At 71.2% G+C, this 24635-nt stretch carries 25 protein-coding genes; 15 read left to right on the top strand and 10 right to left on the bottom strand.

What is annotated here, in order from left to right; translation table 11 throughout:
• The first annotated feature begins 33 nt into the window (after window positions 1–33).
• Genes H293_RS60315 through H293_RS0129630 form a run of 4 tightly spaced genes read left to right on the top strand, consistent with a single transcriptional unit; the run spans window position 34 to window position 1794 of the window.
• Window positions 34–162, top strand: a complete 129-nt coding sequence (locus tag H293_RS60315) for a hypothetical protein (RefSeq protein ID WP_020121453.1) — start codon at window positions 34–36, stop codon at window positions 160–162.
• Entirely contained in the window at window positions 159–854 is a 696-nt protein-coding gene (locus H293_RS0129640) for a hypothetical protein (protein ID WP_020121452.1), read from the top strand. The genes H293_RS60315 and H293_RS0129640 overlap by 4 nt, the downstream gene beginning before the upstream one ends.
• Before the next feature lie 53 nt (window positions 855–907).
• Complete coding sequence (locus tag H293_RS0129635; RefSeq protein ID WP_020121451.1) at window positions 908–1327, top strand: phage holin family protein; 420 nt, start codon at window positions 908–910, stop codon at window positions 1325–1327.
• Window positions 1324–1794 (top strand): DUF3618 domain-containing protein, encoded by a 471-nt coding sequence (locus H293_RS0129630; RefSeq protein WP_028808304.1) that lies wholly within the window; start codon window positions 1324–1326, stop codon window positions 1792–1794. The genes H293_RS0129635 and H293_RS0129630 overlap by 4 nt, the downstream gene beginning before the upstream one ends.
• Before the next feature lie 103 nt (window positions 1795–1897).
• Here the strand turns inward: H293_RS0129630 and H293_RS0129625 are convergent, their stop codons facing one another.
• Complete coding sequence (locus tag H293_RS0129625; RefSeq protein ID WP_020121449.1) at window positions 1898–2896, bottom strand: YihY/virulence factor BrkB family protein; 999 nt, start codon at window positions 2894–2896, stop codon at window positions 1898–1900.
• A 113-nt stretch (window positions 2897–3009) separates the two neighbouring features.
• Between H293_RS0129625 and H293_RS0129620 the strand changes: the two genes are divergently transcribed.
• From H293_RS0129620 to H293_RS0129610, 3 genes are all read left to right on the top strand, one after another.
• Window positions 3010–3711 (top strand): antibiotic biosynthesis monooxygenase, encoded by a 702-nt coding sequence (locus H293_RS0129620; RefSeq protein WP_020121448.1) that lies wholly within the window; start codon window positions 3010–3012, stop codon window positions 3709–3711.
• A gap of 70 nt (window positions 3712–3781) precedes the next feature.
• Entirely contained in the window at window positions 3782–4399 is a 618-nt protein-coding gene (locus H293_RS0129615) for an ArsR/SmtB family transcription factor (protein ID WP_020121447.1), read from the top strand.
• Window positions 4400–4403: 4 nt separating this feature from the next.
• Window positions 4404–5138, top strand: coding sequence for an SRPBCC family protein (locus H293_RS0129610; RefSeq protein ID WP_020121446.1), 735 nt, complete (start codon window positions 4404–4406; stop codon window positions 5136–5138).
• Window positions 5139–5149: 11 nt separating this feature from the next.
• Here H293_RS0129610 and H293_RS0129605 read toward each other — a convergent pair whose 3' ends face one another.
• Window positions 5150–6973 carry an endonuclease/exonuclease/phosphatase family protein gene (locus tag H293_RS0129605; RefSeq protein WP_020121445.1) on the bottom strand — a complete coding sequence of 608 codons (1824 nt, stop codon included), beginning with the start codon at window positions 6971–6973 and terminating at the stop codon, window positions 5150–5152.
• Between the two features lie 340 nt (window positions 6974–7313).
• Between H293_RS0129605 and H293_RS0129600 the strand changes: the two genes are divergently transcribed.
• The 5 genes from H293_RS0129600 to H293_RS0129580 all read left to right on the top strand — a co-directional run bounded on the left by H293_RS0129600 (window position 7314) and on the right by H293_RS0129580 (window position 12902).
• Window positions 7314–8747 (top strand): hypothetical protein, encoded by a 1434-nt coding sequence (locus H293_RS0129600; RefSeq protein ID WP_020121444.1) that lies wholly within the window; start codon window positions 7314–7316, stop codon window positions 8745–8747.
• Window positions 8748–8976: 229 nt separating this feature from the next.
• The gene (locus tag H293_RS0129595) at window positions 8977–10422 is read left to right on the top strand and encodes an alkaline phosphatase PhoX (protein ID WP_020121443.1); all 1446 of its coding nucleotides are present in this window, start codon (window positions 8977–8979) and stop codon (window positions 10420–10422) included.
• A 120-nt stretch (window positions 10423–10542) separates the two neighbouring features.
• Window positions 10543–11190, top strand: coding sequence for a GntR family transcriptional regulator (locus H293_RS0129590; protein WP_020121442.1), 648 nt, complete (start codon window positions 10543–10545; stop codon window positions 11188–11190).
• Window positions 11191–11219: 29 nt separating this feature from the next.
• Window positions 11220–12236, top strand: coding sequence for a 1-aminocyclopropane-1-carboxylate deaminase (locus tag H293_RS0129585; RefSeq protein ID WP_020121441.1), 1017 nt, complete (start codon window positions 11220–11222; stop codon window positions 12234–12236).
• A gap of 99 nt (window positions 12237–12335) precedes the next feature.
• Window positions 12336–12902 carry a TetR/AcrR family transcriptional regulator gene (locus H293_RS0129580; protein ID WP_020121440.1) on the top strand — a complete coding sequence of 189 codons (567 nt, stop codon included), beginning with the start codon at window positions 12336–12338 and terminating at the stop codon, window positions 12900–12902.
• A 173-nt stretch (window positions 12903–13075) separates the two neighbouring features.
• On the opposite strand, the gene H293_RS0129575 is transcribed toward H293_RS0129580, so the two are convergent.
• From H293_RS0129575 to H293_RS0129545, 7 genes are all read right to left on the bottom strand, one after another.
• A complete protein-coding gene (locus H293_RS0129575; protein WP_020121439.1) occupies window positions 13076–14305 on the bottom strand; it encodes a TerD family protein in 1230 nt (409 codons plus the stop codon).
• A 96-nt stretch (window positions 14306–14401) separates the two neighbouring features.
• The gene (locus tag H293_RS0129570) at window positions 14402–15391 is read right to left on the bottom strand and encodes a zinc-dependent alcohol dehydrogenase family protein (RefSeq protein ID WP_020121438.1); all 990 of its coding nucleotides are present in this window, start codon (window positions 15389–15391) and stop codon (window positions 14402–14404) included.
• Complete coding sequence (locus H293_RS0129565; RefSeq protein ID WP_020121437.1) at window positions 15388–16227, bottom strand: carbohydrate ABC transporter permease; 840 nt, start codon at window positions 16225–16227, stop codon at window positions 15388–15390. The genes H293_RS0129570 and H293_RS0129565 overlap by 4 nt, the downstream gene beginning before the upstream one ends.
• Window positions 16224–17162: a carbohydrate ABC transporter permease gene (locus H293_RS0129560; RefSeq protein ID WP_020121436.1), complete on the bottom strand. Its 939-nt coding sequence runs from the start codon at window positions 17160–17162 to the stop codon at window positions 16224–16226. Before H293_RS0129560 ends, H293_RS0129565 begins: the two co-directional genes overlap by 4 nt.
• A complete protein-coding gene (locus tag H293_RS0129555) occupies window positions 17159–18532 on the bottom strand; it encodes an ABC transporter substrate-binding protein (RefSeq protein ID WP_028808302.1) in 1374 nt (457 codons plus the stop codon). Before H293_RS0129555 ends, H293_RS0129560 begins: the two co-directional genes overlap by 4 nt.
• A 77-nt stretch (window positions 18533–18609) precedes the next feature.
• Window positions 18610–19377, bottom strand: coding sequence for a DeoR/GlpR family DNA-binding transcription regulator (locus H293_RS0129550; RefSeq protein ID WP_020121434.1), 768 nt, complete (start codon window positions 19375–19377; stop codon window positions 18610–18612).
• Between the two features lie 308 nt (window positions 19378–19685).
• Complete coding sequence (locus H293_RS0129545; RefSeq protein ID WP_020121433.1) at window positions 19686–20495, bottom strand: NAD-dependent epimerase/dehydratase family protein; 810 nt, start codon at window positions 20493–20495, stop codon at window positions 19686–19688.
• A gap of 151 nt (window positions 20496–20646) precedes the next feature.
• Between H293_RS0129545 and H293_RS0129540 the strand changes: the two genes are divergently transcribed.
• Entirely contained in the window at window positions 20647–21591 is a 945-nt protein-coding gene (locus H293_RS0129540; RefSeq protein ID WP_020121432.1) for a 5-dehydro-4-deoxyglucarate dehydratase, read from the top strand.
• The gene (locus tag H293_RS0129535; protein ID WP_020121431.1) at window positions 21588–22748 is read left to right on the top strand and encodes a hypothetical protein; all 1161 of its coding nucleotides are present in this window, start codon (window positions 21588–21590) and stop codon (window positions 22746–22748) included. The genes H293_RS0129540 and H293_RS0129535 overlap by 4 nt, the downstream gene beginning before the upstream one ends.
• Here H293_RS0129535 and H293_RS0129530 read toward each other — a convergent pair.
• The gene (locus tag H293_RS0129530; RefSeq protein ID WP_020121430.1) at window positions 22685–23887 is read right to left on the bottom strand and encodes an MFS transporter; all 1203 of its coding nucleotides are present in this window, start codon (window positions 23885–23887) and stop codon (window positions 22685–22687) included. The two genes, H293_RS0129535 and H293_RS0129530, sit on opposite strands and share 64 nt — an antisense overlap.
• 126 nt (window positions 23888–24013) lie before the next feature.
• On the opposite strand from H293_RS0129530, the gene H293_RS0129525 reads away from it, so the two are divergent.
• Window positions 24014–24598 (top strand): TIGR03086 family metal-binding protein, encoded by a 585-nt coding sequence (locus H293_RS0129525; RefSeq protein ID WP_020121429.1) that lies wholly within the window; start codon window positions 24014–24016, stop codon window positions 24596–24598.
• Window positions 24599–24635 lie beyond the last annotated feature (37 nt).

Raw genomic sequence — 24635 nt, 5'->3', positions numbered from 1 at the left:
GGACGGTGCACGACCACTGGTCCTGGAGGCGTCATGAAGCTCGGCAAGGCACTCGCCACCGGAGTCGCGGAAGAGCGGCCGGAGATCCACGAGGAAGAGCTCGAACTTCCGGAGGAGCTCAAAGAGCTGAAGGTTCCCGAAGAGGTTCCGGCGGCCCGATGAGACTGCGGCTTCCGGAGGAACGCCCGACGGAGCCGCCGACCGGATACAAGATCGCCCACCCGGTGCTGTCCCAGGACGGCACCCGGGCCGGGTTCACCGGTGTGTCGCTCGGCGGCGCGCTGCCGTACGGCGTCCTGGCCGACGCGTCCTGCGTCTACGGTCTGCGGCACCGGGCACCGAACCGCCGCTGCGACTGCGGCTTCCACTGCGTGCACGATCGCGCGGCGGCCGAGGCGCTGCTGTGCACGGCCGAGCACCGCACGGCCGTCCTCCTCGACGTCACGGTCCTCGGCCGCTACCTCCGCTTCGAGCTCGGCTTCCGCTACGCCCGTCAGCGGGTGCGGACCGCCACCGTCGGCGCGTGTTCCTGCGGCACGGTCGCGGCGGCGCTCGCCGACGCCGGCTGGGGCAGACCCGGCTGGCGGGCCCTGGCCCCCTCCTGCGCGGGCTGCCTGCGCGGACGTACGGCGGTCTCGCTCGCCGGGTTCGCCCGGCTGGCCGGTGAGGGGCTGCGGGTGGTGGCACGCCCGGCAGCCGTGCCCGCGCCTGGCGATCCCGGTCTGCCCGAAGCGCTCGGAGTGCCCGAACTCGCCGCCGAGGCAGCCCTGTTGCAGGCCCGGCTCGACTGGTTCCAGAGCCAGTTGGCCCGGCTCGGGCAGGGCGGATCGGACGGCGGTCCGCAAGGGGGGTAGCCGGGGGCCGGTCCGGGTACCCGGGTGTTCCGACCGAGAGGAGGCGGAACACCGTGACCGGAACCACGGCCCCCAGGCCGGTGCACGACGAACATCACTCGGTGGGCGAACTCGTCGGACAGGCCACCGAACAGGTCTCCAGGCTGGTGCGGCAGGAAGTCGCCCTCGCGAAGGAGGAGCTGGCCGAGAAGGGCCGGCGGGCCGGGAAGGGCGGCGGGCTGCTCGGTGCCGCCGGCGCCTTCGCCTACGCGGGACTGCTCGCCCTGGCCGGAACGTCCACCGCCGCGCTCTCCCTGGTGCTGTCGGTGTGGGCCTCGGCTCTGATCGTGACGGCTGTGCTGTTCGTGATCGCGGGAGTGCTCGCCGCTCTCGGCCGCTCCCAGCTGCGCCGTGCCACACCCCCGACGCCCGAGGAGGCACTCGGCAGCGTCAAGGCGGACGTCGAGGAGATCAGGGAAAGGGCGCACCGATGACGGACAGGACGGGGAGCGAGCCCCCCATGACGGGAGCCAAGGGACCCGATGAACTGCGGCGCCAGATCGAGCGCACCCGCAGCGAACTCGGCGACACAGTGGAGGAGTTGGCAGGAAAAATGGACGTCAAGGGCCGTGCGAGGGCCCGTGCGGCAGATCTCAGGGACAAGGCGGGCGCGATGACCGTGCAGCTGCGCAGCAGCGCGGCGCAGGCCGGTCACACCGTGCACGACAAGGCCACCCAGGCGGGCCACAAGGTCCAGGACCGGACCCAGCGGGCGGGCGAGATCACCCAGGGCAAGGCCTCGGAGACGGGTACCGCGCTGGAGCGCAGGGCGCGGCACAGCGTGCCCCAGCCGGTCAGGCCGCTGGTCATGGCGGCGATACGGCATCCGCGACCGGTGCTGATCGTCGGCGCGGCCCTGGCCGCGGTCGTCGTCGTGTCGTGGCGGTACCCGAAGAAGTAGGCCGCGGCAGGCCGAAGGCCGGACGTGGGCGGCACCCTCAGACGCGGGGTGCCGCCCACGTCCGTGCGTGCGGTCTCACGGCTGCTTCGGCTGTCGGGGCGGGTCACCTTCCCCGAAACGCCCGCGACGCCCGCGACGCCCGTGACCCCCGCAACCTCGGCGGCCACTTCCGGGTGTCCCGGGGCTCCACGTACGGCTCCTCCGTCGACTCGGCCGCTCCGGAGGCGATCGCCCGCTCCCGGGCCAGCTCCGCGTCGAACTCCAGGCCCAGCAGGATCGCCAGATTCGTCAGCCAGAGCCACACCAGGAAGACGATGGCGCCGGCGAGGGTGCCGTACGTCTTGTTGTACGAACCGAAGTTGGCGGCGTAGAGGGCGAAACCCGCGGAGGCGGCGACCCAGACCAGGGTGGCCACGACACTGCCCGGCGAGATCCAACGGAAGCCGCGGCCGCGGACGTTCGGGGCGGCCCAGTACAGCAGGCCGATCATCACGACGACCAGGAGCAGCAGCACCGGCCACTTGGTCACGCCCCAGAGCGCGATCGCCGCGTCGCCGAACCCCACCGCCCGGCCCGCCCGTTCGGCCAGCGGACCGGTGAACACCACGATCAGCGCGCTCACCGCCAGCATCAGCATCAGCGTCACGGTCAGCGCCAGCCGCAGCGGCGTCAGCTTCCACACCGGGCGCCCCTCGGGAAGGTCGTACACCGCGTTGGACGCACGGATGAACGCGGCGACGTACCCGGAGGCGGACCACAGCGCGGCGAGCAGGCCGACGATCGCCAGGACGCTGCCCGTGCCGCCGCTGTCGCCGAGCTGGACGACCGCGTCCCGCAGGATGTCCCGGGCCGGACCCGGCGCGAGGTCCCCGATGTTGCCCAGGATCTTGTCCGTGGCGCGCTGTCCCACCACGCCCAGCAGGGAGACCATCACCAGCAGGGCGGGAAACAGCGACAGGACGCCGTAGTACGTCAACGCCGCCGCGCGGTCGGCGAGTTCGTCGTCCAGCAACTCCTTCGCCGTGCGCCGCAGCACCGCGCGCCAGGCTCGGGCGGGCAACTTGGAGGGGCTGCTGGGCTGGTCCTCGGCCTGCTCGTCCATGTCCTGGCGGGTCTCCCGAAACCACCGCCCGAACCGCCGACTTGACCTGAATCCTGGTTGAGGTCGGAGGGTGGCTGACGAGCACATCGATCAGCGATCCGAGGAGGCCCCGCGTGACCCGCCGTACCGACATCCATCCCGACCCCGCCCGGCCCGAGGTGGGCGCGTCGCTCTTCAGCACCTGGCGGGTGGGCAACCCGCTGCGGCAGCGGCAGACCGTCGACGCCGTCGCCGCCGCCTGGGAACGCCGGCCGTGGCCCGCCGACGGACTGCTCGGCTACCACGTCTACACCGGCCACGACACCGCCGGCCTCCTGCACTACTCGCAGTGGACCGGCGAGCAGGCGTACGAGGCCTTCGCGCGGACACAGCGGCTGGAGCGGGTCGACGAGATCGACACCGCCGTGCCCCACATCGAGCGGTCGGGTCTCGGCCGCTACCGGCACTACCGCAGCGCGGTCCGGGACGGTGACCAGCGGGTTCCGGGCTGCGTCGTGGTCGTCGACATCGAGTTCGAGGCCCCCGACCCCGACCGGCAGCGGGCCTGGACGGACGCCGTCCTCGAAGCGCTGGAGAGCGAGCCGAACCCGCACCCCGGTGGTATCAGCGGCCACTTCCACCTCAGCACCGACGGCACCCGTGTCCTCAACTACGCCGAGTGGGAGAGCGCCCAGGCCCACCTCGACGCGCTCGCCGCGCCGGGGGACGGGATCGGCTCGGCCTCGGACCGCTGGGAGCGCGTGCAGACCTGGCCGGGGCTGAAGAGCAGCGTGGTCAGCCGGTACGACCACGCCCTGGGCCTCGTCCCCGACTGAGCCCGCGCCCGCCTCTACCGAAAACTCGAACCGTCTGGACAAAAAAAGTGTTCGGTGAGACGGTGGACCCATGCTGGATGTCACCGTCATCGAGGACCCCGAGGCCGCAGCCGTCTCCCTGGACCCCATAAGGGCCAGGCTCCTGGCCGAGCTGGCGGCGGGCCCCGCGTCGGCCGCCATGCTGGCCGGCCAGGTCGGGCTGCCCCGGCAGAAGGTGAACTACCACCTCAAGGCCCTGGAGCGGCACGGCCTGGTCGAGCTCGCGGGGGAGCGCCGCAAGGGAAATGTCACCGAGCGGCTGATGCGGGCGACCGCGGCGTCGTACGTGATCTCGCCGCTCGCCCTCGCCGCCGTGCAGCCAGACCCCGACCGCTTCCGCGACCAGCTCTCCGCGCGCTGGCTGCTGGCGCTGGGTGCCCGGCTGGTGCGGGACGTCGGCCAGTTGATCACCGGCGCGGCGAAGGCCCGCAAACGGCTGGCGACCTTCGCGCTGGACGGCGAGGTGCGCTTCGCCTCCGCCGCCGAACGGGCCGCGTTCATCCAGGAGATGACAGCGGGGGTCACCGCCCTGATCCGCAAGTACGACGCCCCGGACACCGAGGGCGGCCGTGACCACCGGATCGTCCTGGCGGTCCATCCGACGCTCAAAGAGACCGAACCCGCCCCCACCCAGACCGAGTTGGAGTAGAACGATGTCCAAGGAATTCGAGATCGCCCGCGAGTTCGAGGTCGACGCCACCCCCGAGCAGGTGTGGGAGGCGATCACCACCGGAACCGGCGGCTATCTGTGGCCGATGGAGCCGCCCGAGCCCCGCGTCGGCGGCACCGGCCCCTTCGGGTCCAAGGTCGTCACCTGGGACGCGCCGCACCGGTACACCAACCGCGTCGAGGACGTCGAGGGCATCTCCCAGCAGACCCTGAACCAGCTCGACTACACCGTCGAACCCCGTGACGAGGGCCGGCGCGCCTGGGTGCGCTACGTCCACAGCGGGATCTTCGTCGACGACTGGGACAACCAGTACGACGGCGCCGCCAAGCACACCGACTTCTATCTGCACACCCTGCGCGAGTACCTGACCCACTTCGCGCCCCGCCCGGCCGCCTTCGCGACCTTCGACGGACCCGAGGCGTCCAAGGCACCGGACGCCCTCGCCGTCGTAGGCCAGGCACTCGGCGTCGGCGAGGACGTGGCCGCGGGCACGCGCGTGACGGTCCACGGGCCCGACACCTTCGACGCCGTGGTCGACTTCCGCAACCCCTACTTCATCGGACTGCGCACCGACCGGGGCCTCACCCGCGTCTTCGGGCGCAACCACTGGGGCCACCCGGTCGGCATCTCCCTGCACGACTTCGCCCCCGACTCCGACATCAAGCAGTGCGAGAGCGAGTGGCAGGCCTGGCTGAACGGCGTGTTCGACCAGGCCTGACCCACCGCCGGTTACGGCTTGAAGCGCAGCACCTGCGGGTCGTGGTCGCTGATCTGGTCGTTGAACTCCGAGTTGATGTGCACGCTGTCGTACTCGAAGTCGCAGCCGCGCCGGATCGACGGGCTGACCAGGATCTGGTCCAGGACCTGCTGGTTGCCCTGGTAGTCGTAGGTGTAACGCTCGCTCCTGGGCAGCGACTTGATCGCCGACCAGAGCTCGCCGTCACCCTCCAGGATCTTCGCCGTGTCGGAGAACTCGAAGTCGTTGATGTCACCGAGCGCGATGACGTCCGCGTTCTTCTGGGTGTCGAGGATGTCCTTGACGAAGGCGTTGACGAGGGTCGCCTGCTGGTGGCGCTGGATCTCCGAACTGCGCGGCACCGGCTGGGTCGCCGAGGTCAGACCGTAGTCGCCGCCCTTGGAGTTGAAGTGGTTGGCGATCACGAAGACCGTGCGGCCACGGAAGACGAACTCACCGGCCAGCGGCTTGCGGCTGGACTTCCAGGCGTCGTCGGTGGGGGCGATGCGGCCCGGGGAGGCCGTCAGCTGCGCCTTGCCGTGGACCTTCGTGACACCCACCGCCGTGGTGGCGTCGCCGCCCGCGCGGTCCGTGAAGGAGGCCCGCTCCGGGTTGAAGAGGAACACCTGGCGGATGTTGCCGCCCGGCTCGCCGCCGTCGGTGTCGTTGGCCGGGTCGATCGAGCGCCAGTCGTACGTCGGGCCGCCCGCCGCGACGATCGCGTCGATCAGCTTGGTCACCGTGACGTCGGCGGCGGTCGTGCCGTCGTCCTTCGCGCCGTTGTTGTCCTGGATCTCCTCCAGGGACACGATGTCGGGCGACTTCAGGTTGTTCACGATCGCGGAGGCGTGCTCCTCGAAGGTGGCGTCGGTCGGGTCGAGGTTCTCGACGTTGTAGGTCGCGACCGCGAGCTCGCCGTTCTTCTGCTTCCGCGTGGTCTCCCGCTCAAGACCGGCGCTCTTCAGGGTGCCGATCTCGCTGGCGACCAGCGTGTAACCGCCGAACTGGTTGAAGTCCAGGGGGCCGGCCGTGGTGCCGGTCAGGGTGTCGCCGACGTTCGCCACCGGGAAGGCGGCGGTCGCACCCAGCGACTGGATCTGGAGCCGGCCGGTGTTCTGCGAGTCGTAGGAGCCGTAGAGCGTGCCGCCGCGCCTGGTGGCGTTCTCGCGCGGCTTCACCGTCACCCACAGCTCGGTGTACGGGTCGGTCGCGCCGACCACGCGGGCGTCGGCGACCTTGACGTTCATGCCCTCAAGGGACTCGTAGAAGTCCAGGGCGTACTTCTTCGGCTCCAGTGTCAGGCCGTTGATCGAGTTGCCCGCTGCGGAGTCGCCCGCCGGGACGTACGCGGCCGGCATCGACTTCGCGTCGATCACCGTGGCCGCCGGGACCGCGTTGCCGCTGGAGACGACCGTGACCGTCGGCTTGGTGATCTCGGTCACCGACTGGTTGCCGGACGACGTGCCGCCCGGGACGTACTCCGAGACCGTGCCGGTGACCGTGACGGCGTCACCCACGGCGACCTTCGGGGCGGAGCTGGTGAAGACGAAGACGCCCTCACTGGTGGCCGGGTCGGCGTCGGGGTTCGGATCCTGGATCCAGAAACCCTTGGAGGAGCCGTAGGTGCGCACACCGGTGACGATTCCGGCCACATCCGTGACCTTCTGACCGGCGTACGGGGATATCCGGGTCGCGCCCTGGATGTCGTGGATGCTCACGGCGGCCGCGTGCGCGGGCGAGACGAGGACGACGGTGGAGGCCGCCGACAGGGCGGCGACGGTGAGCGCGGCGAGACGCGCGGACTTCTTGCTCGGCAACGGGATCCCTCCGGGGACGAACGTAGGCGCCGGGACGAGGGTGAACGTGGAACGGTGGGAGCCGCGACCTGTGGGGCCGGTGGCGACGCGCGTAGAAAATACAGTGAACAGATGTCCGCCGGATTTCTACGCGCGTCAATCTCCTGCCTGGTCAGTCCAGTTGTCAAGGTTTCAGCCATGGACGGAAGCGGTCGGGGAGATGAACCGGGCGGCATGGGTGGATATCCGTCTAGGCTGAGCGAAGGAGTCGTACGGCGTCCGGATGGCCGTACGGCCCGCCGTCGTTCTTCGGCCGTACTCGGTGGTACGGCCTTCAGAGGCGCCCTAGGAGAACCAGCCGATGTCAGACAGCTCCCCCCTGCCGCCGGTGCGGCTGCACCCCGAAGCGGAGCTGGCGCGCGACGCCCTGTCCACGCCGCTGCTCGCCCGGGCCGCCCGGCTCGCCCGCTGGGCCGGCGAGGACACGCGGGTCGACGCCGGGGGCGGACTCGTCGAGGAGCAGCTGCCCGCGGCGGCCGCGCACCTCGGACTGACCGGGGACGAGGCGGCGGCCCATGCGAGCGAGGCCTGGCGGGTCGCCGTCGACACCGGGCTCGTCGAGATCGTCGACGAGGAGGAGGGCACCGTCGCCACGGGCGAGGACCTGGCCCTGCTGTCCGGATCCCCGCAGGACGTGCTCGGCGTGTGGCTGACGGCCCTGGAGACGGCGCTGGCCGACGCGAGCGTGCCGGATCTGGACGACCTGGTCGACGCCATGTCCGCCGAGGATGGCGGTGGCCAGATCGACTTCGCCTCCCTGGACTGGGACCCGGAGGCCGAGCAGGAGTTCCTCGACGGGGTGCTCGGCAACCTCTACCTGCTCACGGTCGGCGAGGACGGCCCCGGCGAGGGCCCGGTCCCGCTGCCCGCCCTCGCCGCGTCGATGATCGTGCCGAGCGACATGGGCGAGCCGACCAACGACGTCCTGGAGCAGGTGTCCGACGCGATGATGCGGCTGGACGACCAGTTCCGGATCCTGGAGCCGGTGGGGATCGTCGAGTACCAGCCCGTCGACGAGGCGCTGATGGCCGACGCTGACGAGGAGCCCGCCGCGGTCGTCGACGAGACCGACGTCTCCCGGTACGGCATGGTGCGGCTGACCCCGCTCGGCCTGTACGGGCTGCGGTCGCGGCTGCTGGAGGCGGGAATCGCGGCACCGGCCGTCGGCGACCTCGCCGACAAGGGGGCGGACGCGCTGCTGGACGGGACCTCGGCGTTCCCTCCCGCTGCCGCCCAGGCCGAGACCGAGCAGTGGCTGGACCGGCGCGAACCCCTCGCGGCGGCACGGGAGTTGCTGGCGGCGGCGCGGGGGAGCGACGCGGGGGCGCCGCTGCGCCGACTGCGCTGCCAGCAGGCCCTCTCGCTGGTCGGTGTCGTCGCGGAGCAGGCGCTGCGGGAGGTGCTGGACGACCCGGAACTGGGCGGGCTCGCCCGGGTCTGGCTCGTCGAGCGGGGGTTCGAGGATGTGCCCGCGCCCTCCGAGGACATGGTCTTCTGGTTGACCGTCGACACGATCGCCGCGCAACTGGCCGCCGAGGGGAACTCCGAGGAGCTGCAGGGGCTGGTGGAGGGGCTGGCCCAGCAGCACGGGGGGTTCTTCGCGGCTGCCTGGAAGGTCGATCACCCCGCCACGGCCGATGTGCTGGAGGCGATGGGGCGGCTGCATCCCGACAAGAAGGTGGCCAAGGAGGCGCGGAAGGCCGCGTTCAAGGCGAGGTCGCAGCAGGGGGGTTGAGGTTGTGTTCCGGGTGCGGGGTGGGTTGTGGCTGGTTGCGCCCGCGCGGCGCCGCAGATCGACACAGCCCCGCGCCCCTAAAGGCATTCCCATCACCCTGTGTTGATTCATTAAAGCTGCTCCATCGATTCCTCTCGCTGTTCAACTCGTGTTCAGACATGGGCGGGACCGTTGCGCCGACCCGAGGTCCGCCACCCTCCACGGCTCACCGACCGTCTCAGGAGACACCATGTCGCTCACCCGCAGGGACTTCGCCAGCAGAACCGCGCTCACCGGTGCCGGTGTGGCGCTGGCGGGCACTGTAGGCGCCCTCGCCACCGCGCCGAACGCCCTTGCGTCCACCGACGTCGAGAGCGCGGACGCGGAGACCGCAGGCGCCCACGGTGGCGTCGGCTACGGGCCGCTGATCGCCGACCCCGAGGGCCTGCTCGCGCTGCCCGCCGGGTTCGCGTACAAGGTCATCACCTACAGCGGCAGGACCAAGCTGGAGTCCGGCGAGTTCACCCCGTCCAACCACGACGGTACGGCCACCTTCTGCGGCCCCCGCGGCGCGACCCTCCTGGTGAACAACCACGAGCTCAAGGGCCCGCGTGCCAACTGGCCCCACCCCGTGCCGCTCACCGAGGGCCTCGTCTACGACCCCGCCGCCTCCGGCGGTTGCACGGTCGTCGAGGTCCGCCACGGGCATGTCGCCGAGTGGGTCGGCATCGCCGGCACCTCCACCAACTGCGCGGGCGGCAGCACCCCTTGGGGCACCTGGCTCACCGGCGAGGAGACCGAGGACAAGGCCGGCCAGAACGGCATGACCAAGGACCACGGCTACATCTTCGAGGTCGACCCCGAGGACCGCCGCGCCAACCGCGACCCCAAGCCCGTAAAGGCGTTCGGCCGGTACGCCCACGAGGCGGTCGTCATCGACCCCAAGCGCGGCCACGCCTACCTGACCGAGGACGCTTCCGGCCCCAACGGCCTGCTCTTCCGCTGGACACCCCCGGCGGGCTTCCACCACGGCCGAGGCAAGCTGCGCACCCTCGCCGACAACGCGGGGGTCCTGCAGGCCTTCAAGTGCTTCGATTCCGGCGGCAAGTTCGTCGACGATCTCTCCCGCGCCACGAAGATCGGCACGGTGTACGGCGTCGACTGGGTCGACGTCCCCGACCGCGACGCCAAGACGGTCTCCGTCCGCAAGCAGTTCACCGACGGCCAGGTCACCCGCGCCCGCAAGCTCGAGGGCATGTGGTGGGGCGACGGCGGCGCATACGTCGTCTCCTCGTACGCCCGTGAGGAGAGCCCCGTCCAGCACGACGGCCAGGTCTGGTTCTACGACCCCAAGCGCCGCACCCTCACCCTGAAGGTCCTCCTCGGTGTGAACCCCGACCCGTCGAAGGACGGCGCCTTCGACGGCCCCGACAACATCACCGTCTCGCCGTACGGCGGGCTCGTCATCGCCGAGGACGGCGAGGGCGTCCAGCACCTGTTCGGCGCGACGGAGAGCGGCCGCACCTACCCCATCGCCCGCAACGAACTGAACATCGGCACCGAAGAGGAGCCGGAGTACAGCGAGTTCACCGGCGTCACCTTCTCCCCTGACGGCAGGACGCTGTACGCCAACATCCAGACTCCGGGGATCATGCTGGCGATCACGGGGCCGTGGAAGCGGCAGAAGCGCGGCTGAACGCGTCCCGGGACGCCGACTGACCCTGGGCTGTCCGAGCCCTGAGCGTGGCCCGCACCGCACGAGGGTGCGGGCCACGCCCTTGCCCCCGTCCCTGACTGACATCTAACATTTCAGTCCATGGAAGCCATACGCCCGCTCGCCCGCACCCTGCTCCGGGACCGTGCGTACGCGTCCATCCGGGACGCCATCGTGGCCGGGGAGATCGAGCCCGGGGCGGTGGTGCGGGATGCCGAGCTCGCCGAGCGGCTCGGGCTGTCGCGGGCGCCGGTGCGGGAGGCCTTCGCGCGTCTTGTCGACGAGGGGCTGCTGGAGAGCAAGCCGCAGAGCTACACCCGGGTGACCCAGGTCGTCGCCGCCGACGTGCGGGACGCCGCCGCCGTGGTCGGGGCCATGCACGAACTGGTCACACGGGTCGCGGTGCCGCGGCTGTTCGCCGCCGACATCGAGACCATGCGCGCGGCCAACGAACGCTTCGCGGCCGCCGTCACCGCCGGTGACGTGGACGAGGCCCTGCGCGCCGACGACCAACTCCACGACGTCCTCGTCCGCGTCAGCGGCAACCGCGCGGCCGCCGCCACCACCGCCCGCTACACCCCGCTCATCCGACGCCTGGAGCGCCGGCGCTTCGGCGAGGGCGGCAACTGCCGCTCGGCAGGCCTGCACGACCGGCTGATCGCGGCCTGTGCGGCCGGTGACGTGGAGGAGGCGGTCCGGGTCACGGCGGAGATCTGGCGGGGACTGGCCGAACTCGCCGACAGCGACTGAGCCCACAGCGACCCACTCGGGAGGTCCTCATGCCCCTTTCGTCCTACGACCGCTACCCCCTCCTCTTCGGGCCGTCCCCCGTCCATCGCCTGGAACGCCTCACCGCACACCTCGGCGGCGCCGCCCTGTGGGCCAAGCGCGAGGACTGCAACTCCGGGATCGCGTACGGCGGCAACAAGACCCGCAAGCTGGAGTACCTGGTCGCCGACGCGCTCGCGAAGGGCTGCGACACCCTCGTCTCGATCGGCGGCGTCCAGTCCAACCACACCCGCCAGGTCGCGGCCTGCGCGGCCCGGGCCGGGCTCAAGTGCGTGCTGGTCCAGGAGAGCTGGGTGGACTGGCCGGACGCCGTGTACGACAAGGTCGGCAACATCCTGATCAGCCGGCTCGCCGGGGCCGACGTACGGCTGGTGAAGGCCGGGTTCGGGATCGGGTTCAAGGAGAGCTGGGAGCAGGCGCTCAGGGATGTGGAGGAGCGGGGCGGCAAGCCGTACGCCATTCCCGCCGGTGCCTCCGACCACCCGCTCGGTGGGCTGGGCTTCGCCGCCTGGGCCTACGAAGTCGCCGATCAGGAGCGGGAGTTGGGCGTCTTCTTCGACACGGTCGTGGTCTGCTCGGTGACCGGGTCCACCCAGGCCGGCATGGTCGCCGGGTTCCGGGCGCTGGAGGAGGCCGGCGGCCGGTCCCGGCGCGTGCTCGGCATCGACGCCTCCGCCAAGCCCGTCACCACCCGGGAGCAGATCGCGCGGATCGCCCACCGCACCGGTCAGCTCATCGGCGTACAGGCGGAGTTGACCGAGGAGGACGTGGAGCTGGACGAGCGGTACCACGCCGGGATCTACGGCATCCCCGACGAGACCACGCTGGAGGCGATGCGCCTCGCCGCCCGCACCGAGGGGATGGTCACCGACCCCGTGTACGAGGGCAAGTCCATGGCCGGGATGATCGACCTCGTCCGGCGCGGGGAGATCGGCGCCGGCTCCACGGTGCTCTACGCCCACCTCGGCGGGCAGCCGGCGCTCAATGGGTACAGCGCGTTGTTCTAGCCCGCGTCGGGTGCCGTTCCCCCGGGGCCGAACAGGGACTGTCTCCGTTCGGTTTCGATAGCATGCGGACAGAGTCTCCGGCTTGCGAGGAGTATCTGGATGACGCAGGTCAGGCCCATGCGCGCGGACGCTCGGCGCAACTACGAGCGGTTGCTGAAGGTGGCGGCGCAGGCCTTCGCCGAGCATGGGGAGGGCGCGTCGCTCGACGACATCGCCAAGCGGGCCGGGGTGGGATCCGGGACGCTGTACCGGCATTTCCCCACCCGGCGGGCCCTGCTGGAGGCGGCGTACGTGGACCGTGTCGAGGGGTTCGCGCGCCGGGCCGACGAGCTCGCCCAGGAGCTGCCGCCGGGGGAGGCGCTGACGGAGTGGCTCTTCGAGCTGTGCGTCGGGACGATTCAGGTACGGGGACTGAAGGCGCTGCTGGGGTCCGCGATGGTGGACGACAGCACCGCGACGCTGACCGTCTGCGGGACGCATGTACAGGGGGCGGCGGAGCGGCTGGTGTCGGCGGCACGGGCGGAGGGGACCCTGCGGGGCGATGTCGAGCCGATCGAGTTGCTTCGGCTGGCGCACGGGGTGGCCGGGGCGGCGGAGCTGGCGGACGGCGAGGGCGAGTCCGTCCGCCGGTACCTGTCACTGCTGACGGAGGGGCTGCGGGGGTAGGGGCGTTTGCGGCCGCAGGAGCGTCGTGGCTGGTCGCGCCCCGCGGCGGAGCCGCTGATGTCACAGCCCCGCGCCCCTAGGCGGGTACAGCTAGGCATGCCTTGACTGCACCCACTCAGGGGCGCGGGGAACTGCGCGAACAGCCCCCACCGGGCCGCAGTCGAACAACTACCTCAAAGTGCCTGCGCCGCCGGCTTCACCATTCCCCTGACCGTGCGGGACTTCACGAAGTCGCCGATCGCCGTCATCTCCCACTCGCCGGAGAACTGCTTGATCAGCTTGGCCATCATCACGCCCGTCTGCGCCTCCGCGTTGGTGAGGTCGAAGCGGACCAGTTCCTCTCCGCTCGCGGCGTCGATGAGGCGGCAGTACGCCTTGGCGACCTCCGTGAACTTCTGGCCGGAGAAGGAGTTGACCGTGAAGACGAGGCCGGTGACCTCCTGAGGGAGCCGGCCGAGGTCCACGACGATCACCTCGTCGTCACCCCCGCCCTCACCCGTGAGGTTGTCGCCGGAGTGCTTGATCGCGCCGCCGACGATGGACAGCTTGCCGAAGTAGCAGCTGTCGATGTGGTTGCGCTGCGGGCCGTAGGCGATGACCGACGCGTCGAGGTCGATATCCTTGCCGCGGTACGCGGGCTCCCAGCCGAGACCCATCTTGACCTGGGAGAGCAGCGGACGCCCGCCCTTGACCAGGGACACGGTCTGGTTCTTCTGGAGGCTGACCCGGCCCTTGTCGAGGTTGATCTTCCCGGCACCGGGAGCGGGCGGGGCGGGCGGGGCCGGGGGAGCGGCGGGCGCCGGCGGCGCGGCGATCCGGGGGTCCATGGCCGGGGCGGGCGGGGCCACCGGGGTCTGCACGGGGGGCGGGACCGGCGCGGCCACGGGCGCCGGGGCGGGCGTGGGTGCCGGTTCCTCCACCGTCACGCCGAAGTCCGTCGCGATGCCCGCCAGCCCGTTGGCGTACCCCTGTCCCACTGCCCGGGCCTTCCAGGCGCCGTTGCGCAGGTAGACCTCCACGATCACCAGGGCCGTCTCGGTGCCGAGCTGGGGCGGGGTGAACGTGGCCAGCACGCTGTTGTCGTCCGCGTTGCGGATCGTGGCCGTCGGCTCGATGCCCTGGAAGGTCTGGCCCGCGGCGTCCGGGCTCGCGGTGACGACGATCTTCTCGATGCCGGGCGGTACGGCCGAGGTGTCGACGGTGATCGCGTCGGGGGCCGTACCGCCGCCCGAGCGGTACGTCACCCCCGGGCCGGAGGGCTGGTTGTAGAAGATGAAGTCGTCGTCGGAGCGCACCTTGCCGTCGGCGGTGAGCAGCAGGCCCGATACGTCGAGCCGCACGGGCGCGGCGACGTCCACCGTCACGCGGGCGGCGGAGAGGGGGATGTTCGAGCCGGGGGTCATAGCTGTCATGCTCCGTGAACGATCGGGCCCACTTTGCCGTTCCCTTACCCGAGGGCCAAATGGGGGGCGGGTCGGCCGCCCCCCGTTGCGCGGGGCCTACGGCACCACCACGATCTTCCGCCCCACCCCCGCCGCGAACTGGTCCAGCGCCTCCGGGTACCGCTCCAGCGGCAGGCGGTCGCTGATGAAGACGTCGGGGTCCAGTACCCCCGTCGCGAACAGTTCGGCCGCCCGCTCGAAGCTGTGCAGGACCGCCATGGAGCCGGTGATGGTGATCTCCTGGTTGTAGATGCGGTAGGGGTCGATCGTCACCCGCGTCGCGTAATCGGCCACGCCGAACTGGAGGAAGGTGCCCGCCTTGGCCACCCGGTCCAGGCCGTCCTGGATCGCCGCCGCGTTGCCCGTCGCGTCGATGACCAGGTCCCAGCCCTGTGGGCGGTCCAGCTCGTCCGGGTTCGCGGCGGAGGCCGAGACGCCGAGCTTGCGGGCCGTCTCCAGGCGGGTCGGGTTCACGTCGACCATGTCCACGCTCGCCGCACCGGTCCGCTTGGCCAGCTCCAGCATCATCAGGCCCATCGTCCCCGAGCCGTAGATCAGCACATGGGCGCCCAGGCGGGACTGGAGGACGTCATAACCCCGGACCGCGCAGGACAAGGGCTCCACCAGCGCCGCGTCCTGGGTGCGGACGTGCTCGGGCAGCCGTACGCAGTTGGCCACTGGCGCGACGGCGAACTGCGCCGCGCCTCCTGCCGTGGTCACGCCGATCGCGGCCCAGCGTTCGCAGAGGTTGTTGTGGCCCGTACGGCAGTACCGGCACTCGTGGCAGTACAGGGACGGGTCCACCGCCACCCGGTCGCCGACCGCGAGCTCGGTGACCCGGGTGCCGACCCCGACCACCTCGCCCGCGAACTCGTGGCCCGGCACGATGGGCAGCTTCGGGGCGAACTCGCCCTGGAGGATGTGCAGGTCGGTGCCGCACAGGCCGCACGCGGCGACCTCGACGACGACCTCGCGCGGACCCGGCGTCGGGTCGGGGACCTCGGCGACGACGGCACGGCCCACGGACTCGATGACGGCGGCCTTCATTTCACGGCTCCCAGCGACAGGCCCTGGACCAGTTTGTCCTGGGCGGCGAACCCCGCGGCGAGCACCGGCAGGGAGATGACGAGCGACGCGGCGCACACCTTCGCCAGGAACAGGCCCTGGCTGGTGATGAAGCCGGTCAGGAAGACGGGGGCGGTCTCGGCCACCACCCCGGTGAGCACCCTCGCGAACAGCAGCTCGTTCCAGCTGAAGATGAAGCAGATCAGGGCCGTGGCGGCGATGCCGGGCAGGGCGATCGGGGCGACCACGCGCGCGAGGATCGTCGGCAGGCGGGCACCGTCCACGCGCGCGGCCTCGATCACCGCGACCGGGACCTCGGCGAGGAAGGACTGCATCATCCAGACCGCGATCGGCAGGTTCATCGACGTGTAGAGGATGACCAGCAGCCAGATGTTGTCGAGCATGTCCGTGTTCTTCGCGAACAGGTAGATGGGCAGCAGGCCCGCCACCACCGGCAGCATCTTCGTGGACAGGAAGAAGAACAGGACGTCCGTCCACTTCTTGACCGGGCGGATGGAGAGCGCGTACGCCGCCGGGAGGGCCAGGAGCAGGACGAAGAGGGTCGAGGCCAGCGAGGCGACCGTCGAGTTGATCAGCGCCGGCCAGGGGCTCGCGCCGCCGCCCGTGCCGAAGAACTCGCGGTAGCCGTCCAGGGTGAGGGCGGCGCCGAAGGAGGGCGGGTTGGTGGCCGCGTCCGTCTCCGAGTGGAAGGACGTCAGGGCCATCCACGCGATCGGGAGGAAGAAGACGATCCCCAGCAGCCAGGCCACCAGACCCAGGCCAAGTCCCTTGCGTTTCACGGCGATGGTGCTGCTCATGCGCGGCCGACCTCCTCACGGAACAGGGACGACACCACGCGCAGGGCGAAGGTCGCGATGATGATCGAGCCGATGACGACCAGGACGCCGGCGGCCGAGGCGAGGCCGTTCTCGTGGGCCTGGTAGAAGCTCTGGTAGACGGTGTAGGGAAGGTTGGCGGTCCCGAGGCCGCCGGAGGTGATCGTGAAGACGGCGTCGAAGTTCTGGACGATGTAGATCGAGCCCAGCAGAGCGCCGAGTTCGAGATAGCGGCGCAGATGCGGGAGTGTCAGATAGCGGAAGATCTGCCAGTCGCTCGCGCCGTCCACCCGCGCGGCCTCCATCTGCTGCTGGTCGCGGCTCTGGAGGCCGGCCAGCAGGATGAGCATCATGAACGGGGTCCACTGCCAGACCAGGGACGCCTCGACCGCGAGCAGCGGGGTGTTGGATATCCAGTCCGGCTGTGGGCCGCCCACATAGTGCAACAACCCATTGAGCAGGCCGTATTCAGGGTTGTAGAGCACGTGTTTCCAGAGCAGGGCGGCCGCCACCGGAACCACCAGGAAGGGAGCGATCAGCAGGGTGCGGACCACGCCCCGGCCCTTGAAGCGACGGTCGAGGAGCAGGGCCAGGAGCAGTCCGAGGACCAGGCTGACCAGGACCACCGTCACCGTCAGCAGGACCGTGGTCCACACCGAGTGGCGCAGGTCCGCGTCGGTGAGGACGTCCCGGTAGTTGTCGACGCCGGTGAAATGACGGGCCTTGGGGTAGAGGGAGTTCCAGTCGAAGAACGAGATCACCACCGTGGCCACGAAGGGCAGTTGGGTGACCACGATCATGAAGATCAGGGCGGGGAGCAGCGGGGCGCGGGTGGCCCAGGCGCGCAGTCGCCCGGAGGGCTGCCGCGCGGTGCGTACGGGAGTGGTGGCCAGTGGGGCCGTGGTGGTCGCGGTCATCGTCCCTCGTACTCCTCGGAGATCTTCTCGGCGATCTGCTGGGACTTCTCCAGGGCCGACTCGACGGACTGGCGTCCGGCGATGGCCGCGCTGATCTCCTGGGAGACCCTGGTGCCGAGATCGGTGAACTCGGGGATGCCGACGAACTGGATGCCGGGTGCGGGGCGCGGCTGCACGCCCGGGTCGTTCGGCCGGGCCTGCTCGATGGCCTGCTTGGTCATCTCCTGGAAGGCGGCGGCCTCCTTGACGTAGGCCGGGTTGGTGTACGTCGAGGCGCGCTTGCCGGCCGGGACGTTGGACCAGCCGATCCGGTCGCCGACCAGCTGCTCGTACTGCTTGCTGGAGGCCCAGGAGACGAACTTCCAGGCCTTGTCGGGGTTGCGGGAGGCGTCCTGGATGCCCCAGGCCCAGGTGTAGAGCCAGCCGGAGGACTTCGTCTCCTCGACGGGGGCGGGGGCGTAGCCCACCTTGCCCTTGACCGGGGAGCCCTTCGCCTCCAGGGAACCGGCCGCCGAGGTGGCGTCGTACCACATGGCGACCTTGCCCTGGGTCATGTTGTTGAGGCACTCGGCGAACCCGGACTGGGCGGCGCCGGACTCACCGTGCTCGCGCACGAGGTCGACGTAGAACTTCGTGGCCTTCTCGAAGGCGGGCGAGTCGAGCCGGGCCTTCCAGCTCTTGTCGAACCAGGTGCCGCCGAAGGTGTTCACGACCGTGGTGAGCGGGGCCATGACCTCGCCCCAGCCCGGCAGACCGCGCAGGCAGATGCCCTTCATGCCGGGCTGCGCCCCGTCGGCCTTCGCCGCCAGGTCGGCCACCTGCTGCCAGGTGGGACGGGCCGGCATCGTCAGGCCCTTCTGCTCGAAGACGTCCTTGCGGTACATCAGGAAGGACGACTCGCCGTAGAAGGGCTGACCGTAGAGCTTGCCGTCGTCGCCGGTCAGCGACTGGCGCATCGGCGCCAGGACGTCCTTCTCGTCGTACGACGGGTCCTTGGCCACGTACGAGTCCATCCCGTGCAGCCAGCCGTTGCGGGCGTAGATCGGGATCTCGTAGTTCGACAGGGTCGCCACGTCGTACTGGCCGGCCTGGTTGGCGAAGTCCTGGCTGATCTTGTCGCGGACGTCGTTCTCGGGCAGGACGGTGAAGTTGACCTTGATCCCGGTCTCCTTGGTGAAGTGGGCCCTGGTCAGCTTCTGCAGCTCGGTCATCTGGGGGTTGTTGACCATCAGGACGTTGATGGCGTCACCGCCCGACCCCGCCCCGCCCGCTCCGACCCAGCAGCCGGACAGCAGCGGGGCGAGCAGCGTCCCTGCGGCGGCCATGGCGAGCGTGGCTCGCGGTGGCCGTCGTCGGCTCTGGGTTCGCATGGATCGCTCCTGGACATAGAGGGATATAAAGGGCGCCTTGCGGCGCGAAAGGCCCACGGATCAGGTCAGTCGGGACGTCAGACCCGGATGACCTGTGGTCCCAGCAGTGAGTACCGGTGCGCCTCGGAAGAGGGCAGCAGGGTGCTCGTCACGATCGCCTCCAGTGCGCCGATCTCCGCGAACCGGCAGAAGCTGACCGCGCCGAACTTGGTGTGCACACCGGCGAAGACCGTGCGGCGCGCGGCCCGGATGGCCTGTGCCTTGACCTCGCTGACGGCGGGGTCGGGGGTGGTGAGGCCGTGCTCGCGGGAGATGCCGTTGGCGCCGATGTAGGCGAGGTCGAGGACGAAGCCGGCCAGCATCTTGGTCGTCCAGTGGTCGACGGTCGCGAGGGTGCCGGGGCGGACCCGGCCGCCGAGCAGCAGGACGGAGGTGTTCTCGGCCTCGGCGAGGGCGCCGGCGACCGGAAGGGACGCGGTGACCACGGTCAGCGGCCGGTCCCGGGGCAGGGCCTCGGCGATGAGCTGCGGGGTGAAGCCCTCGTCGACGAAGACCGTCTCGGCGTCCCCGAGCAGCTCGGCCGCGGCGGCCGCGACCCGTCGTTTCTCGGGCACATGGCTGGTGGCCCGGAAGGCGAGCGTGGTCTCGAACCCCGCGCTCTCCACGGGGTAGGCCCCGCCGTGCGTACGGCGGACCAGACCGTGGTCCTCCAGGGCACGGAGGTCTCGGCGGACGGTCTCCTTCGCCACGCCGAGTTGGGTGGCGAGGGTGTTGACGTCGACGGAGCCGGTGGTGCGGGCGGTCCGTACGATCTCCCGCTGGCGTTCTTCCGCGGTACTGGTCATTCGGTCACCCGCCTTGCCGTGCTGTCTGCCCGTTCGGGCCGTCTGGGGGAAGTTCTACAGCGGGTGGGGTGTGGTGACCAGGTCTGTTACGGGAGTGATCGTGCCCGCGTGTGCCCGTTCGGGCGGGGCGGGCCCATGAGCTCGGGCGGTGCTGTTGTGTGGCGGCCGCGGGTGCGATGTGGCTGGTCGCGCAGTTCCCCGCGCCCCTGGGCGTGGCGCTGCCACGCCTGCGACCAAGGGCGTGTCCATGCCCGAACATGGCTGCGGGCGGGCCCGTTCGGTGCCCGCCCGCCGTTGTCAGGGGTCTCTCAGTACGGCCAGATCGGCGGGTCCGTCACGAACTGGCCGCCGAGGTAGGCGTGTCCCTCGTTGCCGTCCTGGAGCTCACCCTGCTCGGCGATCAGCTTCTCCGCGTACGGTTCCGAGTCGTCCTGCGGGTCGTAGCCGAGGGCGCGGGCGGTGGTCAGGTCCCACCACAGGCGGGTGTTGGCCGAGGAGCCGTAGACCACGGTGTGGCCGACCTGCTCGGCGGCCAGGGCCGCGTGGAAGAGACGGGCGCCGTCGGCCGGGCTCATCCACACCGAGAGCATGCGCACGCTGGTGGGCTCGGGGAAGCACGAGCCGATGCGCACCGAGACGGTCTCCAGGCCGTGCTTGTCCCAGTAGAACTGCGCGAGGTCCTCGCCGAAGGACTTGGACAGGCCGTAGAAGGTGTCCGGGCGGCGCGGGGTGTCGATCGGGATGAGCGGGTCGTCGCCCTGGGGTCGCGGGGTGTAGCCGACAGCGTGGTTGGAGGAGGCGAAGACGATCCGTCCGACGCCCTCCGCGTGCGCGGCCTCGTACAGGTGGTAGGTGCCCTCGATGTTCGCCTTGAGGATCTTCTCGAAGGGGGCTTCCAGGGAGATGCCCGCCAGGTGGATGATCGCGTCGACACCTCGTACCGCCTCGCGTACCGCGTCCTTGTCGGCGAGGTCGGCGACGATCGCGTCCGGCTCGCCCTCGACGGGGCGCAGATCGAGCAGGCGCAGGTCGTAGCCGTAGGCCGGGAGCAGATCCCGCATCAGGGTGCCGAGCCCGCCGGCGGCACCGGTGAGCAGAACGGTACGGGGAGCGGGCATGGATGGGTCTCCTTGAAGGGCCTCATGCGTACGGTATTCACATTCGTGGACAAGTTAGGGATCGCGTCTTGGCTTCGTCAAGGGTGGCGCGATGTGAGTTCATAAATATAAACTCTGATCAGTATTCTGCATGCCACTCTAGGGAGAGCCTGTGACGCCGTCCGCCGACCTCGCCCACCGACTCGGCATCCCCAGCGGGCCGCTGTTCTTCCCCGTCACCGCCTACGGCCCGGACGGATCCGTCGACCTCGCCGTGTATCGCGCGCACGTACGCCGGGGCGTGGACGCCGGGGCCGCGGCCGTGTTCGCGTGCTGCGGCACCGGGGAGTTCCACGCGCTCACGCCCGAGGAGTTCGAGGACTGCGTCCGCGCGGCCGTCGAGGAGACGGCGGGGCGCGTCCCGGTGGTCGCGGGCGCCGGATACGGCACCGCGCTCGCCGTACGGTACGCGCGGCTCGCCGAGGCGGCCGGCGCCGACGGGCTGCTCGCCATGCCGCCCTACCTCGTCGTGGCCGCGCAGGAGGGGCTGCTGCGGCACTACCGCGAGGTCGCCGCCGCGACCGCGCTCCCGGTGATCGTCTACCAGCGCGACAACGCCGTCTTCACCCCGGCGACCGTCGTCGAACTGGCCCGCAGCAAAGGGATCATCGGCCTCAAGGACGGCCTCGGCGACCTCGACCTCATGCAGCGCATCGTCAGCGCGGTGCGCACCGAGGGGCCCGGCGACTTCCTCTACTTCAACGGACTGCCGACCGCCGAGCAGACCCAGCTCGCCTACCAGGCCATCGGCGTCCCCCTGTACTCGTCCGCCGTCTTCTGCTTCGCCCCCGAGATCGCCCTCGCCTTCCACCGGGCGCTCAGCGACGGAGACCGGGCGACGGCCGACCGTCTGCTCGACGGCTTCTACCGCCCCTTCGTCGAATTGCGCGCGCGGGGCCGCGGTTACGCGGTCTCCCTCGTCAAGGCCGGTGTCCGGATGCGCGGCCTCGACGTGGGGGAGGTCCGCCCGCCGCTGCACGAGCCGGACGGGGATCATGTGAAACAGCTCGCGGAGATCATCGAGCGCGGACACGCGCTGCTGGAGGAGGCACAGTGAAGGCGTCGACGTTCGTCTACCCCTGGGACGTCAACGGGGACCCGGAGGCCGCGGCCCGTATCGCGGGGCTCGGCGTGCAGCAGGCGACCCTCGCCTCCGCCTACCACTCCACGCGCGCCCTGACCCCCCGCCACCCCCGCCACCGCATCGTCACCGCCGAGCACGCGGCCGTGCTCTACCCGACGGACTCCCGCTGGGAAGGGCGTGCACTGCGCCCCTACGCGGCCGGCGACTGGGCTCCCGGCGACGCCTTCGGCGCGGCGGCCGGGGCGCTGACGGGGGCGGGCCTCGAAGTGCACACCTGGGTCGTCCTCGCGCACAACTCCCGCCTGGGCGCCGAGCACCCGGACACCTCCGTCGTCAACGCCTACGGCGACCGCTACCCGTGGGCCCCCTGCATCGCACAGCCCGCCACGCGCGCGTACCTCGTCGACCTCGCCGTCGAGGCGGCACTGCGCCCGGGCGCGGCCGGCACCGAACTGGAGTCCCTCGGCTGGTACGGCCTCCAGCACCTGCACGCCCACGACAAGACCGGCGGGGTCCCGCTCGGCGACGCCGGGATGTACCTCATGGCGCTCTGCTTCTGCGGGACGTGCCGCGAGGGGTACGGCGAACAGGGCGCCGATCCCGACGAACTGGCGGCGGCCGTGCGTGGCGCCCTGGAGCCCCTGTGGCGGGGCGCGCCGGACGACGGGGGCTGGGCCGGGGTCGAGAAGCTGCTCGGCGCCGGAACGGCGGCGGCCACGCGCGCGTGGCGCGACGAAACCGCCCGCACCCTCCAGGAGACGGCCGTGCGGGCGGTCCGCGCGGCCGCTCCCGAGGGCTTCCAGATCCTGTTGCACGCCGACCCCGTGACGTACCACGTCGGGGCCAACCCGGGCGTCGACCCCGAGCACATCCTGTCCGTCGCCGACGGTGTCGTCGTGCCCTGCGCGGGCGGACCCGACCTGCTCACGCCCTTCGCCCGGGCCCGCGAGGACGCGGTCGTCGCCGCCAACTTCCCCGTCGTCTCGGCGATGGGCGGCAGCCCGGTCACGCTCACCGCGGACGTGGCCCGCGCGAAGGAGCACGGGGCGAGCGAAGTCCGGCTGTATCACGCCGGGTTGGCGTCGGACGGCGACTTGGAGGCGATCCGCTCGGCGCTGGCCGGCCTCTGAAACAGCGGTACCGCCGCGGCGAGCCAGACCATGCCGAGCACGGCGGACAGCGGCCGCTGGTCGACCGGTCCGACCAGCGCCGCGCCCGCCGCGAGACCGAGCACGTTCGGGGTGTACACCAGGGTGTTGGCGGTGGCGACCGTACGGCCCAGCAGCGCGTCCGGGGTCGCGCGCTGCACGGCGGTGAGCGCGGCGATCAGCACACAGGGCAGACCCGCGCCGATGGCCACGCTGCACACCAGGGCCAGCGGGTCGGAGGGGATCGCCCGCAGTCCGGCGGCGACGGCGGTCAGGGCGATGCCGTACGCGGCGAACCGGCGCTCGCCCAGCCGGCGCAGGGCGGGCCCGGAGACCAGCCCCACCGCCACGGAACCGGCGCCCTGGACTGCGTACAGCGCACCGGCGTAGGCGGGGGAGTGGCCGAGGCCGTCGATCACGGCGTACAGAAGCGCGCCGTTGAGCCCGGCGAGCAGCATGGTGGTGCCGCCGGCCAGGATCAGGGGGCGGAGTGCGGGGTGGGCCCACAGGTGGCGGGCGCCTTCGACGAACGGGGTGCGGCGGGACGGCTCGGGTCCGTCCTCACGGACGCGCAGAGCGCAGGAGACCAGCGCGGCGAGCACGAACGTGGTCGCGTCCAGGAGTGCCACGGCAGGGCCGCCGTAGAGGGCGTAGAGGCCCGCTCCGGCCAGTGGCGCCACCAGCTTCATGCCCTCGGTGAGCGCCGTCCGCAGCCCGTTGAAGTCGCCGAGCAGGGCCGGGGCGACGGTACCGGCGACCAGGGCCGACTCCGCCGCGTCCTGGACCACGCCCACGGCGCCGTACACGAACAGGACCGTGAGGACGACCGCGACCCGCTCGGTGAGGAGGACCGGCAGCAGGGCCGCCAACAGCAGGTCGCAGGCGATGAGCAGCGGCTTGCGGCGGAGCCGGTCGGCGATCGTGCCGAGCAGCGGGCCCGCCAGGGTCGGTGCCCACATCGCGAGCATGCACAGCGCCGCCAGGCCGTCCGAGCCGGTGAGGTCCTTGACCCAGACGCCGGACACCAGCCACAGGGCCGAGGTGCCGAAGCCGGAGACGACCACTCCGGTGAGACACAGCCTCGCGTTGCGGTCGTGGAGGACCGCCCATGTCTTCGTCATGCCTGGACATCGTGGGTCTAAGGCCCCCGCGGTGGGATGGGGCAGGTTCCCTAGTTGTCGAGCGATGAGTTTTCGCAGCGGCGACGGTCCACACCTCACGACATCGCGAACCCCGAGGAGCACCGCATGACTGTCCCGCCCCTGGACTTCGGACCGCAGACCCAGGTCATCGCCCGGCTGGCCGAAGGCGTCACCGACGACCAGCTGGGGAACGCCACCCCGTGTCCGGAGTACGCGGTGCGCAACCTGCTCGGCCACCTGCTCGGCCTCGCCACCGCGTTCCGTGACGCCGCTCGCAAGGACCTCGGCGCCACGACCGACACCCCGCCGACCGACTCCGTCCCGGCCATCGGCCCCGGATGGCCCGAGGAACTCCCGAAGATCCTCGACGAACTGGCCGAGGCCTGGCGCGATCCGGCCGCCTGGACCGGCATGACCCGCGCGGGCGGTGTGGACCTGCCCGCAGAGATCGCCGCCGCCGTCGCCGTCGACGAACTGGTCATCCACGGCTGGGACCTGGCCCGCGCCACCGGACAGCCGTACGATCCGGACCCCGCCGCGCTCCAGGCGGCGTACGACTTCCTCCTGGCCTCCGCCGAGGACCCGAGCCGGGACGCCATCTTCGGCCCGATCGTCCCGGTGCCCGAGGACGCGTCGCTGCTGGACCGGGCACTCGGCCTGAGCGGGCGGAACCCGGGCTGGACGCCGTAGACACCGGTACGAGAGTGCCGTAGAGGCACGGAAAAGG

Origin of the sequence: Streptomyces canus 299MFChir4.1 (genome assembly GCF_000383615.1) — a bacterium.
Lineage (GTDB): Bacteria > Actinomycetota > Actinomycetes > Streptomycetales > Streptomycetaceae > Streptomyces > Streptomyces canus_C.
The sequence above is the reverse complement of the archived record's forward strand: the minus strand, read 5'-3'. Positions and strand labels throughout refer to the sequence as shown.

Bases quoted from the DNA above. Each gene is read 5' to 3' on its own strand.
- H293_RS0129565 (WP_020121437.1), bottom strand. From the start codon at position 16,227: ATGAGCAGCACCATCGCCGTGAAACGCAAGGGACTTGGCCTGGGTCTG.
- H293_RS0129590 (WP_020121442.1), top strand. From the start codon at position 10,543: ATGGAAGCCATACGCCCGCTCGCCCGCACCCTGCTCCGGGACCGTGCG.
- H293_RS0129600 (WP_020121444.1), top strand. From the start codon at position 7,314: ATGTCAGACAGCTCCCCCCTGCCGCCGGTGCGGCTGCACCCCGAAGCG.
- H293_RS0129555 (WP_028808302.1), bottom strand. From the start codon at position 18,532: ATGCGAACCCAGAGCCGACGACGGCCACCGCGAGCCACGCTCGCCATG.
- H293_RS0129640 (WP_020121452.1), top strand. From the start codon at position 159: ATGAGACTGCGGCTTCCGGAGGAACGCCCGACGGAGCCGCCGACCGGA.
- H293_RS0129610 (WP_020121446.1), top strand. From the start codon at position 4,404: ATGTCCAAGGAATTCGAGATCGCCCGCGAGTTCGAGGTCGACGCCACC.
- H293_RS0129595 (WP_020121443.1), top strand. From the start codon at position 8,977: ATGTCGCTCACCCGCAGGGACTTCGCCAGCAGAACCGCGCTCACCGGT.
- H293_RS0129580 (WP_020121440.1), top strand. From the start codon at position 12,336: ATGACGCAGGTCAGGCCCATGCGCGCGGACGCTCGGCGCAACTACGAG.
- H293_RS0129630 (WP_028808304.1), top strand. From the start codon at position 1,324: ATGACGGACAGGACGGGGAGCGAGCCCCCCATGACGGGAGCCAAGGGA.
- H293_RS0129570 (WP_020121438.1), bottom strand. From the start codon at position 15,391: ATGAAGGCCGCCGTCATCGAGTCCGTGGGCCGTGCCGTCGTCGCCGAG.
- H293_RS0129525 (WP_020121429.1), top strand. From the start codon at position 24,014: ATGACTGTCCCGCCCCTGGACTTCGGACCGCAGACCCAGGTCATCGCC.
- H293_RS0129585 (WP_020121441.1), top strand. From the start codon at position 11,220: ATGCCCCTTTCGTCCTACGACCGCTACCCCCTCCTCTTCGGGCCGTCC.
- H293_RS0129530 (WP_020121430.1), bottom strand. From the start codon at position 23,887: ATGACGAAGACATGGGCGGTCCTCCACGACCGCAACGCGAGGCTGTGT.
- H293_RS0129615 (WP_020121447.1), top strand. From the start codon at position 3,782: ATGCTGGATGTCACCGTCATCGAGGACCCCGAGGCCGCAGCCGTCTCC.
- H293_RS0129625 (WP_020121449.1), bottom strand. From the start codon at position 2,896: ATGGACGAGCAGGCCGAGGACCAGCCCAGCAGCCCCTCCAAGTTGCCC.
- H293_RS60315 (WP_020121453.1), top strand. From the start codon at position 34: ATGAAGCTCGGCAAGGCACTCGCCACCGGAGTCGCGGAAGAGCGGCCG.
- H293_RS0129575 (WP_020121439.1), bottom strand. From the start codon at position 14,305: ATGACCCCCGGCTCGAACATCCCCCTCTCCGCCGCCCGCGTGACGGTG.
- H293_RS0129560 (WP_020121436.1), bottom strand. From the start codon at position 17,162: ATGACCGCGACCACCACGGCCCCACTGGCCACCACTCCCGTACGCACC.
- H293_RS0129550 (WP_020121434.1), bottom strand. From the start codon at position 19,377: ATGACCAGTACCGCGGAAGAACGCCAGCGGGAGATCGTACGGACCGCC.
- H293_RS0129545 (WP_020121433.1), bottom strand. From the start codon at position 20,495: ATGCCCGCTCCCCGTACCGTTCTGCTCACCGGTGCCGCCGGCGGGCTC.